This window comes from Streptomyces sp. CB01249 (genome assembly GCF_001905735.1).
In the GTDB taxonomy this organism is placed as follows: domain Bacteria; phylum Actinomycetota; class Actinomycetes; order Streptomycetales; family Streptomycetaceae; genus Streptomyces.
Map to the genome: position 1 here is coordinate 308,041 of NZ_LISW01000008.1, position 19,167 is coordinate 327,207.

Annotated in this window: 17 protein-coding genes; 9 read left to right on the plus strand and 8 right to left on the minus strand. The window is 72.5% G+C overall.

The window, feature by feature from the left end; all coding sequences use genetic code 11:
• The first annotated feature begins 311 nt into the window (after window positions 1–311).
• Both AMK18_RS29860 and AMK18_RS29865 read left to right on the plus strand, forming a co-directional pair.
• Window positions 312–1,232: an aldo/keto reductase gene (locus AMK18_RS29860; RefSeq protein WP_073865226.1), complete on the plus strand. Its 921-nt coding sequence runs from the start codon at window positions 312–314 to the stop codon at window positions 1,230–1,232.
• Window positions 1,229–2,221, plus strand: coding sequence for an aldo/keto reductase (locus AMK18_RS29865; protein ID WP_073865227.1), 993 nt, complete (start codon window positions 1,229–1,231; stop codon window positions 2,219–2,221). Before AMK18_RS29860 ends, AMK18_RS29865 begins: the two co-directional genes overlap by 4 nt.
• On the opposite strand, the gene AMK18_RS29870 is transcribed toward AMK18_RS29865, so the two are convergent.
• From AMK18_RS29870 to AMK18_RS29885, 4 genes are all read right to left on the minus strand, one after another.
• Window positions 2,222–3,304, minus strand: coding sequence for a serine/threonine-protein kinase (locus tag AMK18_RS29870; RefSeq protein WP_073865228.1), 1,083 nt, complete (start codon window positions 3,302–3,304; stop codon window positions 2,222–2,224).
• 203 nt (window positions 3,305–3,507) lie between these two features.
• Complete coding sequence (locus AMK18_RS29875; protein ID WP_018106209.1) at window positions 3,508–3,981, minus strand: Lrp/AsnC family transcriptional regulator; 474 nt, start codon at window positions 3,979–3,981, stop codon at window positions 3,508–3,510.
• A gap of 140 nt (window positions 3,982–4,121) precedes the next feature.
• On the minus strand, window positions 4,122–4,712 hold the full coding sequence (locus AMK18_RS29880) for a lytic polysaccharide monooxygenase auxiliary activity family 9 protein (RefSeq protein WP_018106210.1): 591 nt from the start codon (window positions 4,710–4,712) through the stop codon (window positions 4,122–4,124).
• Window positions 4,713–4,875: 163 nt separating this feature from the next.
• Window positions 4,876–6,219, minus strand: a complete 1,344-nt coding sequence (locus tag AMK18_RS29885; protein ID WP_073865229.1) for a M64 family metallopeptidase — start codon at window positions 6,217–6,219, stop codon at window positions 4,876–4,878.
• A 191-nt stretch (window positions 6,220–6,410) separates the two neighbouring features.
• Between AMK18_RS29885 and AMK18_RS29890 the strand changes: the two genes are divergently transcribed.
• From AMK18_RS29890 to AMK18_RS29900, 3 genes are all read left to right on the plus strand, one after another.
• Window positions 6,411–7,829 (plus strand): helix-turn-helix domain-containing protein, encoded by a 1,419-nt coding sequence (locus AMK18_RS29890; RefSeq protein WP_079199356.1) that lies wholly within the window; start codon window positions 6,411–6,413, stop codon window positions 7,827–7,829.
• 219 nt (window positions 7,830–8,048) lie between these two features.
• Window positions 8,049–9,542 (plus strand): FUSC family protein, encoded by a 1,494-nt coding sequence (locus AMK18_RS29895; protein ID WP_073865230.1) that lies wholly within the window; start codon window positions 8,049–8,051, stop codon window positions 9,540–9,542.
• 116 nt (window positions 9,543–9,658) lie between these two features.
• Window positions 9,659–10,705, plus strand: coding sequence for a lactonase family protein (locus tag AMK18_RS29900; protein ID WP_018106214.1), 1,047 nt, complete (start codon window positions 9,659–9,661; stop codon window positions 10,703–10,705).
• A gap of 63 nt (window positions 10,706–10,768) precedes the next feature.
• Here the strand turns inward: AMK18_RS29900 and AMK18_RS29905 are convergent, their stop codons facing one another.
• A complete protein-coding gene (locus tag AMK18_RS29905) occupies window positions 10,769–11,692 on the minus strand; it encodes a sirohydrochlorin chelatase (RefSeq protein WP_198957109.1) in 924 nt (307 codons plus the stop codon).
• Between the two features lie 138 nt (window positions 11,693–11,830).
• Entirely contained in the window at window positions 11,831–12,841 is a 1,011-nt protein-coding gene (locus AMK18_RS29910; RefSeq protein ID WP_073865232.1) for an N-acetylglucosamine kinase, read from the minus strand.
• Between the two features lie 85 nt (window positions 12,842–12,926).
• On the opposite strand from AMK18_RS29910, the gene AMK18_RS29915 reads away from it, so the two are divergent.
• Complete coding sequence (locus tag AMK18_RS29915; protein ID WP_073865233.1) at window positions 12,927–13,604, plus strand: uracil-DNA glycosylase; 678 nt, start codon at window positions 12,927–12,929, stop codon at window positions 13,602–13,604.
• A gap of 4 nt (window positions 13,605–13,608) precedes the next feature.
• Here AMK18_RS29915 and AMK18_RS29920 read toward each other — a convergent pair whose 3' ends face one another.
• Both AMK18_RS29920 and AMK18_RS29925 read right to left on the minus strand, forming a co-directional pair.
• Window positions 13,609–14,697 carry a WD40/YVTN/BNR-like repeat-containing protein gene (locus AMK18_RS29920; protein WP_073865234.1) on the minus strand — a complete coding sequence of 363 codons (1,089 nt, stop codon included), beginning with the start codon at window positions 14,695–14,697 and terminating at the stop codon, window positions 13,609–13,611.
• Window positions 14,698–14,811: 114 nt separating this feature from the next.
• Window positions 14,812–15,870, minus strand: a complete 1,059-nt coding sequence (locus AMK18_RS29925) for a LacI family DNA-binding transcriptional regulator (protein ID WP_073865235.1) — start codon at window positions 15,868–15,870, stop codon at window positions 14,812–14,814.
• A gap of 214 nt (window positions 15,871–16,084) precedes the next feature.
• Between AMK18_RS29925 and AMK18_RS29930 the strand changes: the two genes are divergently transcribed.
• Genes AMK18_RS29930 through AMK18_RS29940 form a run of 3 tightly spaced genes read left to right on the plus strand, consistent with a single transcriptional unit; the run spans window position 16,085 to window position 19,162 of the window.
• Complete coding sequence (locus AMK18_RS29930; RefSeq protein ID WP_073865236.1) at window positions 16,085–17,332, plus strand: extracellular solute-binding protein; 1,248 nt, start codon at window positions 16,085–16,087, stop codon at window positions 17,330–17,332.
• Between the two features lie 2 nt (window positions 17,333–17,334).
• Window positions 17,335–18,264: a carbohydrate ABC transporter permease gene (locus tag AMK18_RS29935; protein ID WP_018106221.1), complete on the plus strand. Its 930-nt coding sequence runs from the start codon at window positions 17,335–17,337 to the stop codon at window positions 18,262–18,264.
• A gap of 4 nt (window positions 18,265–18,268) precedes the next feature.
• Window positions 18,269–19,162, plus strand: a complete 894-nt coding sequence (locus tag AMK18_RS29940) for a carbohydrate ABC transporter permease (RefSeq protein WP_073865237.1) — start codon at window positions 18,269–18,271, stop codon at window positions 19,160–19,162.
• The last annotated feature ends 5 nt before the right edge of the window (window positions 19,163–19,167 follow it).

Sequence of the window (19,167 nt, forward strand, 5' to 3'; positions counted from 1 at the left end):
TCCTCATGGGGTCCGTGATCGAGCGACCGAACACTCACATGTGGTCATGACCCCGTCAACGAACTGCGGGCGCCCGCAGGGGAGTTGGCAAGTCTCGTCAAGTCGGACGGGCGCGCCGAGGGAAACGCATGCGGAAATGAGGGATGGACAGGTGGGGAGGCGGACGTTATCCTGCACTCTCACCGGATCGGTGATCTACACGCAACTGTCGAGGCGAGCATATCACTGAATCGGCAGGCGCACAAGCACTTCTGGCCCTCCTTCATGCCTCACCTGTTGTCCCGCCCGAACCCACAAGGAAGGCACACGCCTTGACCTCGCACTCCCTCACCGCAGCGGCCGCCGGCACCTGGCGGCTCGGTGATCTGACCGTCAACCGGATGGGCTTCGGCGCCATGCGGCTGACCCAGAACGGCCGGGCGTTCAGCGACGAGCGCACCCCGCACGACCGGGACCGGGCCGTCGCGGTGCTGCGCCGCGCCGTCGAGCTCGGCGTGAACCACATCGACACGGCGGCCTTCTACTTCTCGCCCCTGCGCTCGGCCAACGAGCTGATCAACCGGGCGCTCGGCCCCTACCCGGACGACCTGGTCATCACCACCAAGGTGGGCCCGGGCCGCGGCCCCTCCGGCGACTGGACGGACTGGGCCCGCCCCGAGGAGCTGCGCGGCCGGGTGCAGGAGAACATCCGTCAGCTCGGCCGTGACCACCTCGACGTCGTCAACCTCCGGATGAACGGCAACCGCCCCGTCTCCGAGCTCTTCGGCGCCCTGGCCGAACTGCGCGAGGAAGGGCTCATCCGCCACCTGGGCCTCTCCAACGTCTGGCCGGAGCAGATCACCGAGGCCCTGGCCATCGCCCCCGTCGTCTGCGTGCAGAACCGCTACGGCATCGGCGAGCGGCGCGCCGACTCCCAGGAGGTGCTGCGCCTGTGCGGTGAACGGGGCATCGCCTTCGTCCCCTTCTACGCCATCGCGGGCGCCGGCCGCGAGTCCGGGGCCGTCGCGGAGCACGAGGCACTGCTCGACGTGGCCCGCGCCCACGACGCCTCGCCCGCCCAGGTCCGGCTGGCGTGGACCCTCCAGCAGGGTCCGCACGTCCTGGCCATCCCGGGCACCGGCAACCCCGAGCACCTGGAGGCCAATGTGGCGGCGGGCGCCCTGCGGCTCACCGACGAGGAGATGGCGCGGCTCACCGCGCTCGGGCAGGACACCGGGGCGGACGTAGCATGATCCTCATGGAACAGCGCGAACTGGGCAGGACCGGACGTACCGTGTCGGTCGTCGGACAGGGCACCTGGCAACTCGGCGGGGACTGGGGCGAGGTCCGCGAGGAGGACGCCTTCGGGGTGCTCGACGCGGCCGTCGAATCGGGGGTCACCTTCTTCGACACGGCGGACGTCTACGGGGACGGCCGCAGCGAACAGCTCATCGGCCGCTATCTGAAGGAGCGGCCCGACGCCGGGGTCTTCGTCGCCACGAAGATGGGCCGCCGCGTCGACCAGGTGCCGGAGAACTACACCCTGGACAACTTCCGCGCCTGGAACGACCGTTCCCGCGCCAACCTGGGCGTCGACACCCTCGATCTCGTACAGCTGCACTGCCCGCCCACCGCCGTCTACTCCTCCGACGAGGTGTACGACGCGCTGGACACGCTCGTCGCCGAGCAGCGGATCGCGGCCTACGCGGTCAGCGTCGAGACGTGCGCCGAGGCGCTGACGGCCATCGCCCGGCCGGGTGTGGCGAGCGTCCAGATCATCCTCAACCCGTTCCGCCTCAAGCCGCTGGACGAGGTCCTGCCGGCGGCGCGGGCGGCCGGGGTCGGCATCATCGCCCGGGTCCCGCTGGCCTCCGGGCTGCTGTCCGGCAAGTACACCGCGGACACCGTCTTCGCGCCCGGCGACCACCGCACGTACAACCGGCACGGTGAGGCGTTCGACCAGGGCGAGACCTTCTCCGGCGTCGACTACGCGACCGGTGTGGCGGCCGCCGCCGAGTTCGCCGCGCTCGCCCCCGAAGGCGCCACCCCGGCGCAGACGGCGCTGCGCTGGATCATCCAGCAGCCGGGTGTCACCAGCGTCATCCCCGGCGCCCGCTCGACGGAGCAGGCCCGGGGCAACGCGGCCGCCGCCGCGCTCGCCCCGCTTCCGCAGAGCACGCTGGACGCGGTGCGCGACCTCTACGACCGCCGGTTCCGCGCCTCGGTCCACGGCCGCTGGTAGTCACCGCCCGGAGAACAGGCTCATCCCCAGGAACACGGCGGCCAGAAAGGCGATCGCACCCGCGATGGCACTGGCCACCCGGGGCCGGCGCCGGATCGCCTCACCGGCGGTCCGCCGCCGGCCCTTCGTGCTCCTGGGCGCCGCACGCCGCCCGTGCCCCTGTCCGGGCGCGGGCGCCGGCGCGTGTCCCGCCGGTGCCTGCGGCAGCCGGTACGTGGTCGGCGCACCGGAGTCCGCGCCGGGCAGCGGTGCGGGAGCGGCGGGTGCGGCGGGGAAGGGCGCGAGGGCGGGCGCCGGGTGGTGCGGGGGCAGCGGTTCCGGGCGGCCGCGCCAGGCGTCGCCCTGGAACCAGTCGGCGACCTGCTGGGCGGTGGGCCGGTCCTCCGGCTGCTTGGCGAGCAGGCCGAGCAGATACGTGTCGAAGGCGGCGGGGACGTCCACGCCACGCTGACGCAGCGGCACCGGGGGCGTGTCCACGTGCTGGTACAGGGTGGCCGTCGCGGTGTCCGAACGGAACGGCGGGTCGCCGAGCAGCAGTTGGTAGACGACACAGCCCAGCGAGTACATGTCGGACGCGGCGTCGGCGGTGCGGCCGAGCGCCCGCTCCGGGGCGAGGTAGAGGCTCGTCCCGACGATGTGGCCCGTCGTCGTCAGCGCGGCGGACGGGTCGTCCACGAACTGCGCGATGCCGAAGTCCCCGATCTTGACGGTGCCTTCGCCGTCCAGCATGAGGTTCCCGGGCTTGATGTCGCGGTGGACGATGCCCTGCCGGTGCGCGGCGGCCAGTCCGGCGGCAGCCTGTCCCGCGATGCGGGCGGCCTGTTCGGGGCCCAGCCGTTCCTGGGCCAGCAGCAGATCCGCCAGGCTCCGGCCCTCGACCAGCTCCATCACGAGGAAGAGCCGGTTCTCCCAGGCGCCGAAGTCGAAGACGGCCACCAGATGAGGGTGGCTCAGGCGGGCCGCGGTCTGGGCCTCCAGGCGGAACCGGGCGGTGGCCGACTCGTCGGCGTGTTCGCCGAGGAGCAGCTTCACGGCGACGGCACGGCCGAGGACTTCGTCGGTGGCCCGCCAGACCTCACCCATTCCGCCCCGGCCGATGGCGGATATCAGCCGGTACCGACCAGCAACCAGCACCTGTGCACACCAATCTCGATGGCTCGGGCCCAGGGCCTGGCCGAGGACCGCTCCGACTGCCGCGGCGACGGCCTCGCCGGAGCGAGAGCGGGGTGGGGGAGCGCGGCAAGATCAGGATATCCGGCGCGCGGAGCCCGGATGACCGGACCTCCTCAACGGGCGGTGCCGCCCAGCGATTCGACCAGGGGGAGCAGCCGGTGCGGCACGCGCTCGCGCAGCGCGACCTCGGTCCGGGTCCGGACCACGCCGGGCAGCCGGATGAGCCGCTGGATGACGTCCTCCAGGTGCCCGTTGTCCCGGGCGACCACCCGGGTCAGCAGGTCGCCGCCGCCCGTGGTCGAGAACGCCTCGATGATCTCGGGCACGGCGGCGAGCGCGTCGCCGACCTCGTCCAGATGGCCCTGCGTGACCTCCAGGTGCACGAAGGCGAGGACGGGGTGGCCGAGCGCGGCGGGCGAGAGGAAGGGACCGCTCCCGGTGATCACACCGTCGCGCTCCAGCCGGTCGATGCGCGCCTGGAGGGTGCCCCGGGCGATGGACAGGATGCGTGCGTACTCGCGCACGCTCGTCTGCGGCTGCTCGATGAGCAGCCGCAGGATACGGGTGTCGAGCGCGTCCACCGCCATGCTTCGCCGGCCTCTTTCGGTGCGTACTCCGGGGGCCAGCGACTGTATCAACGGCCTCCGTGCGCGGCGGGCCGCGCGTCACCGTCGCGGCCGGATGTGCCCCGCGCACGGGCGGGTGGCGCGGGGCACGGGCCGGACGGTCAGAACTGCACGTCGGAGCAGGCGTAGAACGCGTTCCCGGTGTCGGAGATCGTCCACACACCGAGGATCAGGTGCTTGCCGGACTTCTGCGGCAGTACGCCGGAGTGGCTGACCGTCGAGCCGGGCAGCCGTCCGCCGAAGGGCACCGTGAGGAACGGCTGCGTCTCCAGGTCGGCCCGGGTGAGCGGCTTGGTGGGGTCGTAGCCGTCCTTGGTGATGTAGTAGCGGAAGTCGGTCGTGGCGTGCCGGGCCTCGATCCGCCAGTTGAACGTGTAGTTCTGGCCCGCGGTGACCTTGGTGGCGGGCCAGGCGCCGCCGCGCGGGTCGTCCAGTTCGGAGAAGCGGCCGATGCCGCCCGAGCAGATGTGGCCGTCGGCCGGGCCGCGGGTGGGGAAGCCCTTGGGGCCCTCGACGCTCGGCGGCTCCCACTGGATCTGCCCGCAGTGCTTGACGGTGCCGATGCCGCAGAGCTGCTGGCGGCTGATCGGCGAGTCGGTGTAGCCGTGGCTCTGGGCGGGGGCCGAGGTGGCCAGCAGGGCCGCCCCGGCGAGCCCGAGCCCGGCCAGTAACGAGGTGATCTTTTTGCGCATACGTCGCTCCTGGAGATGTGGGGTTGATGTCCGGAGAGTGCTGCGGTCTAGACCAAGGGTGAGCGTAGCGATGGCAATTTGACATGTCTAGACCAAGCGGCGCCCTCCTGGAGACACCTGCGCGGCGGCCGGCCGCCGCGCAGGCCCACGGAGCGACGCGGTTCTACCGGCGGGACGCCTTGACCCTCCAGGTCAGACGCTCGGTGGCCGCCGCGCGGATCTTGGGGTCGCGGACCGACTTCGTGCGGTCCACCGACTCGACCGTGACCGTGTGCGTCCTGCCGTCCCCGGGCACCCCCAACGAGGAGGGGGCGGCGGCGGTCAGGCCCGTGGCCCGCTTCACCCGGACCCCGTCGACGTACCAGCGCAGCTCGGGCGCGGCCAGTGCGCCGAGCGCGGCCCGCTTCACCTCGATCCGGTCGGTCCTCCGGATCGTGGCGCCCGAAGGGGTGCTGCTGCTCAGCGCGTTGGCCTCGCGGTAGAAGCCCGCGATCATGGCCTCGCGTCCGGGGAGGTTGAAGTCCCGGATGTCCAGGGCCCGCATGATCGAGTTGGCGGTCGGGCGGTAGATCCCGTACGGGTAGTAGCTGCTGCCCTCGTACGTGCCGACGGTCCCGCCCGTGGGGTCCGTCTCGCCGAGCCAGCGGTACCACTTGCTCCGGTCGGCGGCCATCCGGTCCGCGGTGTAGATGCTGGAGTTGATGTCCGGCAGCTCGCCGCCCGTCCAGGTGCCGTAGCTGTCGTAGGTGTACTCGTCGGCCAGCAGTCCCACCGAGTGGGCTATCTCGTGGGCGGCGATCATGCTCGACTGCTCGTTGTCGGACGAGAGGGTCGAGACGCCGTCGAACGGATAGCCCTCGGCCTCCAGGCCCGAGTAGCCGGCGCCGCCGTACTTGGTGGAGTGGGAGACGACGACGACCAGGTCCGCGTCCGGCGCCTTCGCCGCGTACGAGGCGACCTTGTCGATGTCGGCACAGATCAGCCGCTCGGTCTGCGAGCACCAGAAGTAGCTGCCGAGGGCCGTGTCCTTGGCGACGTCCGCGGTGGGGTCGCCGCTGATGCCGGACTCGGCGGAGACGGCGTCGACCGTCCACACGTTCATCAGGCCCTGATAGCTGGCGTAGGGCTCGATGGCGGTGATGTCCGCCCACTTGGCGGCGGCCGCGGAGTGGAAGGCCTCCTGCTCGCCGGCCGTGTAGCCGTCGCCGACGATCACCACGTCGAGCCGGTCGTCCGAGGAGCCGGTCACGGACAGCCGGCCGACCGCTCCGTCCGTCGTCGACGCGGCGGACGGAGCGGTCCGGGCCGCGGCGTGCTTCGTCTCCGTGGTGAGCGGGACCTCGGTCCGGTGCCCCGGGCCGCCCGGCTCGGGGAAGTACTCGACGCCGACGCGCGGTTTCCCGGTCGGCTCCGGGTCCGCGGCCGACGCGGGAGCGGCGAGCGCCGCCCCCAGGAGGGCCAGCAGCGCGACGCTCGTGGACGGAGCGGCCGCCTTTAGTGTGTGCATGTCAATCCTTCCCTCGCACCCGCAGGGGTTAAGTTGTGGGTTCAATGGGCTTGAGTTGGCGCTTAACCTAGGTCGTGCGAAGGGGGCGCACAAGGGGTTCTGTGGGAACATGCGAGTCCCCCACGGGTGACGAGTCCGGCCGACGCAGGCGAACGCCGGGACCACCGGCGGACGAGAAACGAGGGGCTGTCATGGCGCAGGCCGACGGGGTACCGGTCGACGGCGATGCAACGATCCGCTCCGAGGCCGGGCGGCCGGACGGGCCCGGGGGTCCCGCGGCGATCGGCCGACGTGTGAAGAGCCTGCGCAAGGAGCGCGGGCTGACCCAGCGGCAGCTCGCCGAGCCCGAGTACACCGCCGCGTACGTCTCGACCCTGGAGGCCGGCAAGGTGCGGCCCTCCGAGGCCGCCCTGCGGTACATCGCCGAACGGCTCGGGGTCGCCGGGGAGGAGCTGGCCACGGGCAGGCCCACCCATCTCGTCGCGGAACTGCGGGTCGGGCTGACCGACGCACAGCGGGTGCTGGCGGTGGGCGACGCCGCGGACGCGCGGGCCGCCTATGAGCAGATCCTCCGCAGGGCCGACGCGTACGAGCTCGTCCAGGAACGGGGTGCCGCGCTCACCGGCCTGGGGGAGTGTGCGCTGGAGACGGGCGAGCTCGCCGAGGCCGTCGGCCGGTTCGAGGCGGCGGAGGCCGCGCTGGCCCGCGAACCCCTCCCGGCCCGTGCCCGGGCCGTCCGGGGCAGGTCGATCGCGCACTACCTCGCGGGCGAACTCCGTTACGCCTGCTATCTGCTGGAGAGCGCGATCGACGAGCTGAACACCTCGGGGCTGCACGATCCGGGCGCGCTGCTCCAGCTGTACACGGCCTCCATCGCCCCGTACATGGACATGGGCGCCCACGCCCGCGCCGCGCAGGCCGCCGAACTCGCGCTCGCCCTGGTGCCCCGGGTCTCCGACCCCGCCCTCGTGGCCGGTATGCACCGCACCGTGGCCCGCACCCTGATCGCCGAAGGCAGGGCCGACGACGCCCGGACCTCACTGGCGCGCGCCACCGAGCTCTACGAGCAGCTGCAGATCCGGACCGAACTCGCGCACTGCCACTGGATGCGGGGCTACGTCTGCGCCCAGGACGGCGACCTCGTCCAGGCGGAGGCGGCGCTGCGCACCGCCCGGTCGATGCTGGTCTCCAAGCGGGCGGCCCTGTACGTCTCCCAGGTGGAGGTCGAACTCGCCGACGTCCTGCGCCGGAGCGGCAAGTCGGAGGAGGCCGCGGAGCTGCTGGGGACCCTGCTGGCCGGTCTCCAGCACGGCCGTGGCGCGCTGCACGCGGGCGGAGCCCACCGCCTGCTCGGGCTGATCGCCGAGGAGGCCGGGGACATCGAGTCCGCCGAGCTGCACTACGCGACCGCGCTCTCCCTGCTCGAACAGACCGGGGCCGCCGGGGACCTCGCCGACATCTGCCGGCTCCTCGGCGACCTGATGCGCCGCGAGGGCCGTACGGAGGAGGCGCTGAACGCGTACCGGACCGGGCTCGGACACCGCGCCGAGCCCGGGACCACCACGCTCGGCCCCGCCCCCGCCCGCCCGCCGTTCACTTCCTGGACCTGAGCCACGGGCAGGGCCGAGGCTGGTCCGTTGGCTCTGCCGTGGCCGAGGGATGCGACGGAAAGTTGGGCCATTGGCCCTATGAACGGGGTTCGATTTGAACCAATCGCCTGCCGGATGTTGAGATATAGAAGTCAATGGCGCTGCGGGTCCCTCGAGGACCCATGCGGCGCCTTTCTCATGTCCGGACATGGTCCAGGTACGAAGAAGGGGCGGGGCAACTTGCTGAAGAGGGCGTTCGTCGCACCGGATCCGGGCCGGATCCGGCTACGGTTCGCGTCCCGGGCCGTGCTCGGCATCGGACTCGCCGTCGTGGTGTGCGGGCTCGTCGGCCACTCGCTCGTGGCGGCCATCACCGGCGGCCTGGCCGCGCTGCTCGCCCTGTTCACCGTGACCGACCCCACAGTCCGGGGCCAGGCGGTCACCACCGCGCTGCTGCCCGCCGTCGGCTTCCCGGTGCTCGCGCTCGCGGCCCTGCTCCACGACCACCCGCTCGCCCGCGACACCGCGTTCCTCGCGGTCATGGGGGCGGGGGTCTACGCGCGGCGGTGGGGGCCGCGCGGGCACTCCCTCGGCGTCTTCGCCTTCATGGCCTTCTTCACCACGCAGTTCCTCCACACCCTGCCCGGACAGCTCCCCGAGCTCTACTCGGCCGTTGCCCTCTCCCTGCTCTCGGCGTCGGCGGTCCGCTTCGGCCTCTGGTGCTACGAACGCCGGCTGACCGCCCCCGCCGTGCCCGCCCCGCCCGCCGGCACCGGCCTGGCCAGGGTCACCACCCGCCAGGCCGTCCAGGCGGTGACCGGCGGAGCCGTCGCGCTCATGGCCGGGCAGCTGATGTCCGACCAGCGCTGGTACTGGGCCGTCGGCGCCACCTGGTGGGTCTTCGTGAACACCGCCTCGCGCGGCGAGACCCTGGTACGCGGCTTCCGCCGGGTCCTCGGCACCCTCATCGGCATCCCGGTCGGCCTCGCCGTCGTCGTCCCGCTGCACGGGGCGCCCGTGCCCACCGCCCTCGTCGTCGCCGCAGGGATCTTCGGGATCTTCTACACGGCCGCGGTCTCGTACACCTGGATGATGTTCTCCGTGACGGTCATGGCCGGTGCGCTCTACGGCTCGCTGGGCGTGCTCGACCCCGGGCTGCTCGCCCTGCGGCTCGGCGAGACCGCCGTCGGCGCGCTCGGCGCGATGCTGGCGGTGCTGTGCGTCCTGCCCGTCACCACGCACGCCACGACCGACGCCTGGATCCAGCGCGCCCTGCGCTGCGTGCACGCCTGCACCGAGGAGGCCGCCGCCCGCCTCTCCGGCTCCGCCACCGCCGACCCGGCCCCGCGCGTCGCCGAGCTGGAGGCGCTCCTCGGGCGCGTCCGCCTCTCGCTCGCCCCGCTGGTCCACCCGCTGAGCCCGCTCCGCGCCCGCCGGGCCCGGGCCGGACACGTGCTGGCCCTCCTTGACGAGTGCGCCCGCGAGGTGAGGGGCCTCGCCTCGGTGGCCGCCGACCCGGAGGCGTCCCACGACGCCCGGCTCGCCGCCGCCTGCTGGCGCGTCGAGAGCGCGGTCGAGGCCCTGACCGGGCGTACGGCCGTCGCGTCCGCCGTCCCGGCGCACCCGGCCGTCACCGAACCCGCCCTCGCCCACCTGCACAGCCTGGAACGCGCGCTCGCCGAACTCGCCGCACCGCTGCACAGCCCGCCGGGCGCCCCGCTGGTCACGGCCTGACCGCCAGGACCAAGACGCCACCCTTGGTCTAGACCGCACCGCCGCACTGCTACCGTCGCCGCAAAAGATCACGACGGCACGTCCGCCGCGCACAGCCGGGGCGGGGAGGAGCAGCGGTGGACAGCAGCAACGGAGCGGTACGGGCCTTCATCGGGTCGTTCACCTCGGCGGGCGGGCGGGGCGTCACCGTCGCCGCCGTGGACGCGGAGACCGGCGCGCTCACGGTCCTGGGGGCCACGGACGCGGTGCCCGACCCCTCCTACCTGGCCCTCGGCCCGGGCGGCACGGTCCTCTACGCGGTCAGCGAGACCGAGCCGGGCGGTGCGGCGGCCCTCGACGTCAGCAAGGACGAGCCCCGTCCGCTCGGCGAACTCCGGGCGGTGGACGGCGACGGCCCCACCCACCTCACGCTCGCCGCCGGCCACCTGGTCACCGCGAACTACGGCTCGGGCAGCGTCAGCGTGCTGCCCGTCGCCGGGGACGGCACCCTCGGCCCGGTCGCCGCGGTCCTCGCGCACGAGGGCGGCGGACCGGTCGCGGACCGCCAGGAGGGCCCGCACGCCCACCAGGTCCTGCCCGACCCCTCCGGGGCCTGGGTCCTCAGCGTCGATCTCGGCACCGACTCGGTCCGGGTCTGCGCGGTCGACCCGGCCACCGGCGAGCTGCGCCCGCACGGCGAGACGGTCCTGCGCCCCGGCACCGGCCCCCGCCACCTGGCGTTCCACCCCTCGGGCCGCCACGCCTACGTGCTGAACGAGCTGGAGCCCACCCTCACCGTGTGCCGCTGGGACGCCGCCACGGGCGTCCTGGAACCGGTCGGCGAGGTCCCCGTGCTGCCCGAGGGCGTGACCGTCGAGAGCTACGCCTCCGAGGTCGTCGTCGCCCGCGACGGCCGGTTCCTCTGGGCGGCCAACCGGGGCCACGACAGCATCTCCGTCCTCGCGCTCGACGCGACCGGCGAGCACCCGTCCTTGGTCACGACGGTGGGCTGCGGCGGGCACTGGCCCCGCGACCTCGCGCTGGACCCGGCCGGGCGCCGGCTGTACGCGGCCAACGAGCGCAGCGGGAACGTCGCCTGGTTCACTGTGGACCCGGAGACCGGTGTCCCGGCCCACGGGGGCACCTTGGACGCCCCGGCGGCGTCCTGCGTGGTCTTCGGCTGAAAACCGGTGAGGCCCCGGTGCCGGACTGCCGTCCGGGCCGGGGCCTCACGCATGCCGGAAGGGTCAGCGGGCCTGCGCCCCCTGGGCCACCGCGGGAGCGATCCCGAGGGCCGAGGTGTACATCGAGAGGACCAGCTTGCCGATCGCCGGGTACGCGCCCAGCGGCTCGGCGCTCGCGCAGCCGGCCTCCTTCGCCGCGGCGTCCAGCAGGCCCTCCGCCACCTCGGGGCCCACCAGATACGGCGCCACGGCCAGCTGGAGCGAGCCGGAGCCCTTCAGCTGGTCGGCGATCGCGGCCACCGAACCCTCCACGTCGAGCGCGGCGGCCATCACCGGCACCGCGAGCCGGGCCGCGAGCAGCATGCCCGTGATCCCCGCCGCCTGCACGGCCTCCTCGCCGCCCACCGTGGCGAGCACGATGCCGTCGGCGGCCGTCGCCACCGTGAAGAGCCTGGCCCGGTCCGCGCGGGCCAGCCCGGCCTCCGACAGCCGGACGTGCAGCGCCTCGGCCAGCAGCGGGTGCGGGCCGAGCACGTCGGTCAGCTCCGCCGGGGCCTCGCTGTCGGTGATCGCCCGGCGTATCCGCTGCACCAGCGCGCTGTCCGGACCCGCGAGCAGCGGGACCACCACGGCGGCCGGGCCCTCGGGCTCGGCGACCTCACGGCCCACGGCCAGCGCCTGCTCGTAGCGCGCGGTGCGCTCGGCGGCGGAATGCGCGATCACGGAGGCCAGCGCCGGGTACTCGGCGTCGTCCCCGTCCACGTAACCGATCAGGGCGTTCAGACCGGGCAGCTCGGAACGGGCGATGCTGATGACCTCTTCGGCCAGGCTGCGGCTCGTCGAGGAAGGGGTACCGGGAACGGCGAGAACGAGCGCGGCAGCGCCCTCGGGTGCGGCCACGGGCTCCGGGCGGCGGTGCCGTCCGGACTGGCGAGGTCGCGGCATTCGTACAGGCAGGCCGGAAGCGGGCCCAGTGGGGGTGCTCATGGCGCCGCATGCTACTGGTTTCGGACGGCTCCCTGCTCGGGGAGGGTCCGGTCGAGCGGCCTCTGTCCGCTTTTATCCGATCAGCGGCTTACCGGGCAACTGCCCTGATCTGTCGTCAGCGTGCGCGCGCCCGTCGCCCTACGCGCGGGGCCCGGGCGTAGGAACACAGAGCAGTGTCGGGTGATGCGGCAGCCGGAGCGCCCCGGTGTCGAGGGCCTGGGCGATGCGCAGCGCACCGATCAGGGGATCACCCGAACCGGGGACCGCCCGTGCCCGCGGCAGCAGTCGCCCCAGCTCCTCGCGCAGCGGTACGAGCAACGGCTCGCCCATCCGGAACAGCCCGCCCGTCAGCGCGACTTCGCAGGCGTCCTCGTCCGCCTTCGCCTCCGGGCACACCGCCGCGGCCGCCTCCGCGATGTGCGCGGCGGCTCCCCGCAGGATGCCCTCGGCGACCGGGTCGCGGTCCGCGCACGCGGCCACCTCCGGCGCGAACGAGGCCAGCAGCGCGGGCCGGTCGGCGCGCGGGTAGAGCAGACCGGGCAGCTCCTGCGGCGGCCCGAACACCGCCTCCAGGCGGGCCAGCAGCGCGGGCGAACCGCCGCGCCGCCCGTCGTACGCGCGCATCGCGGCATCGAGCCCGGCCCGCCCGATCCAGGCACCGCCCCCGCTGTCGCCCAGCAGGTGCCCCCAGCCGTCCGCCCGCCGCCACTCCGTCAGGTCCGTGCCGAGCGCGATCAGCCCGGTGCCGGCGGCCACCACCGCGCCGGGCCGCTGCCCGACCGCCCCGGCGTACGCGGTCACCGCGTCCGCCGCGAGCGCGATCCGGCGCACCCCCAGCGCGTCCGCCAGGGCGCCCGGCAGTTCGGCGCGCAACGCGTCGCCCAGCGTGGCCATCCCCGCCGCCCCCACCGCCGCGGCGGTGATCCGCCCGCCCGGAGCGTGCGCGTCGAGCAGGCCGCGTACGGCGGGCAGCACCTGGTCCAGGAGGTGGGCGGGGTCGATGCCGCGCGGCCCTGTGCGCACCGGCCCGCCGCACGCGACGGTCGCCAACGGCGCGTCCGCATCGGCCGCGCCGAGCGCCACCCGGAGCCCGGAGCCGCCCGAGTCAACCCCGAGGACATACGTGCCCGGTTGTCCGTGTGACGTCATGGACCGGCTCCCGGGGACGAAGGGGTGAGGGACGGGCAGCACCCTATCCCCGGGGGACCGCGTTGCGCCGGTAGGGTGATCTTTCGTGACAGCGCGACCGTTGAAAGAAGTAGTCGAGCCCGGCTGGGCCGACGCCCTGGCCCCCGTGGCGGGCCGCATCGCCGAGATGGGCGATTTCCTGCGTGCGGAGGTCGCGGCCGGCCGCACCTACCTCCCCTCCGGGGCGAACGTGCTGCGCGCGTTCCAGCAGCCCTTCGACGACGTACGGGTCCTGATCGTCGGTCAGGACCCGTATCCCACACCGGGGATGGCGATCGGGCTGAGCTTCGCGGTCTCCCCGGAGGTGCGCCGGATTCCGGAGAGCCTGGTGAACATCTACAGCGAGCTCAACGCCGACCTCGGGCTGCCCCGTCCGTCCAACGGAGACCTGACGCCGTGGACGCGCCAGGGTGTGCTGCTGCTGAACCGGGCACTCACGACCGCGCCGCGCCGCGCGGGGGCTCACCGGGGCAAGGGCTGGGAGGCAGTCACCGAACAGGCCATCCGCGCGCTGGTCGCGCGTGGGACCCCGCTTGTTTCGATCCTCTGGGGCCGTGACGCACAGAATCTGCGGCCCTTGCTCGGCGACTACCCGTCGGTCGAGTCGGCCCATCCCTCTCCGAGGTCGGCGGACCGGGGCTTCTTCGGGTCGCGTCCTTTCAGTCGGGCCAATGAACTCCTGGTCCGGCAAGGCGCCCAGCCCGTCGACTGGCGGCTTCCCTAGAAGCTCACACCTCGACCGCCGCCGCCCGCACGCACAGCACGTCCGGCAGATGCGAGGCCAGCTGCTCCCAGCTGTCCCCGTCGTCCGCGCTCGCGTACAACTCGCCGTTGCGGTTGCCGAAGTAGACCCCGGCCGGGTCCGCGTCGTCCGTGCAGAGCGCGTCGCGCAGCACCGTGCCGTAGTGCGCGCTCTCCGGCAGGCCCGCCGACAACGGCTCCCAGTGGGCGCCCGCGTCGGTCGTCCGGAAGACCCGGCAGCGGTGCTCGGCGGGCACCCGGTCGGCGTCCGCGTTGATCGGGAAGACGTACGCCGTGTCCGCGCGGTGCGGGTGGGCGGCCACGGCGAAGCCGAAGTCCGAGGGCAGGCCCGCGCCGATGTCCGTCCAGTGGCCCCCGGCGTCGTCGCTGCGGAAGACGCCCCAGTGGTTCTGGAGGTAGAGGCGGTCCGGATCGGCCGCGTCCCGGCTGACCTTGTGCACGCACTGGCCGAACTCCGGGTCCGGGTCGGGGAGGAAGACGGCCGAGACCCCCTTGTTGGCCGGGGTCCAGCTCGCGCCGCCGTCGGCGGTCCGGAACACCCCGGCGGTGGAGACCGCGACCGTCACGGCGCGCGCGTCCCGCTCGTCGGTCAGGATCGTGTGCAGCCCCTCGCCGCCTCCGCCGGGCACCCACCGCGAACGCGTCGGATGCTCCCACAGCGGGCGCACCAGCTCGAACGACTCGCCCCCGTCCCCGGACCGGAAGAGCGCGGCCGGCTCCGTGCCCGCGTAGACGACGCCCGGTGCCTCGGGTCCCGCCGGCTGCAACTGCCACACCCGCTCCAGGGAGGTCCCGGTGAACTCCGGGAACTTCACCGCGGGGGTCTTCGGCTCGACCCAGCTCGCGCCCAGGTCGTCGGAGTGGAAGACGGACGGGCCCCAGTGCGCGCTGTCCCCGCCGACCAGCAGCCGGGTCCGGCCGTCCCGGGTGTCGATGGCGACCGAGTAGATCGCCTGGGCGTTGAAATGGGGGCCCTCGAACTCCCATGAACCGTCGCGCCTGCGGCCGATGAAGAGCCCCTTGCGGGTCCCCACGGTGAGCAGTACATCGGTCATGACCGAACCTCCCGAAACGCCGTTGTGCCGGATATCGGTCAGTCTGCACCCCGGCACCGACAGCGGCCCGGACCACGGCCCGGGGTGTCCCTCCCCGGCTCCGGCGGACCCGTCTCAGCGGCAGGGCGGGGCGGTACTGCTGCGGACCACCAGATTCGTCGCCAGGTCCACCCGGGTCGTCGCGGGCTGCCGGCCCCGGCCCAGGTCCAGGACCAGCCGGGCCGCCGTCTCGGCCATCTCGATCAGGGGCTGGCGCACCGTGGTCAGCGGCGGCCCGATCCACCGGGTGAGCGGCAGGTCGTCGAAGCCCACGACGCTCAGGTCCTCCGGGATGCGCAGACCGAGCTCGCGCGCCGCCTCGTACACGCCGAGCGCCTGGAGGTCGTTGCCGGCGAAGACGGCGGTCGGCCGGTCCGCCGAGCGCAGCAGCTCCATCCCGGCCGCGTACCCCGCCTCGTGCGAGAACTCGGCCTCGCGGATCAGCGACGCGTCGATCGGGATGCCCGCCGTCTCCAGGGCGGCCCGGTAGCCGTCCACCCGGGCCCGGCTGCACATCATCCGGGTCGGTCCGCCGACCACACCGATCCTGCGGTGGCCGAGGCCGGTGAGGTGGCGGGTCGCGGCGAGACCGCCCTGCCAGTTCGTCGTGCCGACCGACGGGATGTCGTCGCCCGGGTCTCCGGCCGGGTCGACCACCGCGTACGGGATGCTGCGGCTGGTGAGCTGCGCGCGCTGGGCGGCGGTGAGGTCGGACAGCACCAGGATGACCCCGACCGGGCGGCGGGCCAGCACCCCGTCGACCCAGGTCTGCCCCGGGCTGAGGCGGCCGGCGCTCTCCGAGAGGACCAGGCTCAGCCCCTCCTCGCGGGCGACGTTCTCCACCCCGCGTACGACCTCCATGGCCCACGCGCTGTCCAGCTCGTGGAAGACCAGGTCGATGAGTTGCGACTGCGTGGTCGAGCCGCGTCTGCGGCGGTAGCCGTGCTGGAGCAGCAGCTCCTCGACCTTGGTGCGCGTACCGGGCGCGACATCGGCACGCCCGTTCAGCACCTTCGAAACTGTCGGAGCCGAGACTCCGGCCGCTCGGGCGATTTCCGCCAGCGTGGCAGTGCCGTCCGACGGCGCTGCGGCAGGCGCATTCTCCTGATGTGACTGGACGTTTGCGGGGCTCATACAGCGAATCGTAACCGCCCGGCGGCCGAACGGGCGCGGGAGCCCGGGCGAAAAATTCGCGCTCCGCGACCTCTTGACTGGCCGGAAACCCAACCGTACGGTTCCGGCAACATTCGCAAGCAACTCCGAAAGATTCGACAGAGGTGCGGTCATGCGGTCGGGAATTTTCACTCAGGGCAAGCGTGCGGCGAGATGGACCGCGGCCGGTGCGGCCATGGTCATGGCGGGAGTCCTGGCGGGCTGCGGATCGGACGGTGACAGCGGCGGTGGCGGCGCCACGCTGACCGCGTACGTCTACGGCGACGACGCCGTGAAGGTGCAGCAGGCCGCGGTCAAGGAGTTCAACAAGACCTCCGACGTGAAGGTCAAGCTCGTCTCCGTGCCCGGCACCGACTACGTGAACAAGCTCCGCAGCGCCATGGGGTCCCCGAGCGCCCCCGACATCTTCTTCAACTGGGGCGGCGGCTCCATCAAGCCGTACGTGGACGCGAACCAGCTGGTCGACCTCACCTCGACGTTCAAGGACGACGCCACCCTGAAGGACGGCTTCCTGCCGTCGATCGTCACCGCCGGCAGCCTCGACGGGAAGGTCTACGGCGTCCCGATGCGCGGGATGCAGCCCGTGATGCTCTTCTACAACAAGACCCTCTTCGCCGAGAACAACGTGGCGGTCCCCAAGACCTGGGAGGACCTTCAGCAGGCCATCAAGACCTTCAAGGGGAAGGGCATCACCCCGTTCGCCCTCGGCGGCTCCGACAAGTGGCCCGAGCTGATGTGGATGGAGTACCTGCTCGACCGGATCGGCGGCCCGGACGTCTTCCGCAAGATCCAGAACGGTGACAGCTCGGCCTGGGGCGACCCGGCCGTCCTGAAGACCGCCCAGACCGTCAAGCAGCTCGTGGACGACGGCGCCTTCGGCAAGAACTTCAACTCCGTCGACTACGGCAACGGCGGCGCGCCCACCCTGCTCAACAAGGGCAAGGCGGCCATGCACCTGATGGGCTCCTGGGAGTACTCCACCCAGCTCGGCAAGGCGCCCGACTTCGCCAAGAAGGACCTCGGCTGGACGAACTTCCCGACCGTCGCGGGCGGCGTCGGCGACCCGGCCGACGTGGTCGGCAACCCCACCAACTACTGGTCGGTCAACTCCCGCACCAAGCACAAGGACGCGGCCATAGCCTTCCTGAAGACCATGGCGTCCAAGTCGTACGCGCAGGCCCTCGTGGACAACGGCGACGTGCCCACCACGTCCAACGCCGCCTCCATGCTCAGCGGCTCGCCCAACCCGAAGTTCGCCACCGACCAGTACGAGATGGTCCAGAAGGCCCCCGACTTCACCCTGTCCTGGGACCAGGCGCTCGAATCCCAGACCGCCACCCCGCTGCTCACCGAGATCAGCAAGCTGTTCGCCGGCAAGTCCACGCCCGAGCAGTTCGTCGCCGCGATGAAGGCCGTCAAGTAACGATGTCCCACGTCTCCTCGTCACCGAAGGTGCGCGGAGGACGGAAGGCGGCCGCCGGAAACGTCGGCCGCCCGCCGGTCGCCTGGGCGCTGCCCGGCATCCTCTTCTTCGCCCTCTTCGCGATCGTCCCGCTGGCGATCGCCGTGTACCTCTCCTTCTGCCACTGGGACGGGCTGAACTCCCCGACCTCCGTCGGCACGGCCAACTGGACCCGGCTCTTCAAGGACCCGGAGTTCCGCCAGGCCGCCTGGCTCAGCCTGCTCCTGACCACCATCAGCTGGGCCTTCCAGACCCCGGTGGCCCTGCTCCTCGGCGTCTGGGCGGCCGGCCGGCAGCGCAGCCGCGCCGTGCTCTCCGCGGTCTTCTTCATCCCGCTGCTGCTGTCCACCACGGCCATCGCGATGCTGTTCCACGCGCTCCTCGACCCCAACTTCGGCGTCATCAAGGAGATCGGGCCCTGGTTCGGCATCGACCCGAACATCATGGGCTCGTCCACCGGCGCCCTGCTCACCGTGGCGTTCGTCGGCGGCTGGCAGTTCATGCCCTTCCACACCCTGATCTACCAGGGCGGCACCCGGCAGATCCCGCAGGTCCTCTACCAGGCCGCCGAGATCGACGGCGCCGGCATGTTCCGGCAGTTCTTCCACATCACCCTGCCGCAGCTCCGCAACACCATCACGACCTCCTCGGTCCTGATGATCGTCGGCTCGCTGACGTACTTCGACACCGTGCTCATCATGACCAAGGGCGGCCCCGGAACCGACACCACCGTGCTGCCGTACCTGATGTACCGCACCGGTTTCCAGACCTACGACCTCGGATACGCCGCCGCCATCGCGACCGCCCTCGTCGTCGTGGCCACCGCCCTCTCGCTGATCCTCGTCCGCTTCAGCGGCTTCGGGAACATGCGCTCCACCCGGGAAGGTATGTGACGCGATGTCGACCGACACCCGCCCCGCGACGCGCCCCGCACAGCCCCTGACCCGCACCCGCCCGGCCACCGCGCGCCGCCGCCGCAGGTGGGGCAACCCGCTGGCCGGCCTCGGCTCGCTGGTCTGGCTCGTGCTCGTGATCGTCCCGCTGTACACGCTGATCTCGTCCTCGCTGATGCACCAGGACGAGGCGCTGAACGGCGACCCGCTGGCCGTCCCGACCCACCCGACGCTCGACAACTACCGCACCGTGCTGGACAGCGGCTTCTCCACGATGCTCTCCAACACGGCGATCGTCGCCGTCGCGACCGTGGCGATCGTGCTGGTCCTCTCGGTCCCTGTCGCGTACGTCGCGGTACGCACCCGCAGCAGGCTCTCCGGACTCGCCTTCCGCACCTTCCTGCTCGGCGTCGCCATCCCCGCCCAGGCCGTGATCGTGCCGCTCTACCTGCTCATCAGCAAGATGGGCCTGTACGACAGCCTGCCGGCCGTCATCCTGCCGACCGCGGCGTTCGCGATGCCCGTGGCGGTGCTGATCCTCAGCGGCACCATGCGCGACGTCTCCGAGGAGATGTACGAGGCCATGGCGCTCGACGGCGCCTCGCCGCTGCGGATGCTGTGGCAGCTGGCGATCCCGATGTCCAAGGCGGGCATCAGCACGGTCGCGATCTACACCGCGCTCCAGGCGTGGAACGGCTTCCTGTTCCCGCTGATCCTGACCCAGTCCGAGGAGAACCGGGTGCTGACCCTCGGTCTCTTCAACTTCATGTCCCAGTTCGGGGTGAACATCCCGGCCGTGCTCGCCGCGATCGTGCTCTCCGTCGTACCGATCTTCGCCGTGTACCTCGTGGCACGGAAGGCACTGGTCAACGGACTGATGGGGGTGGGCGGCAAGTAGCGCAC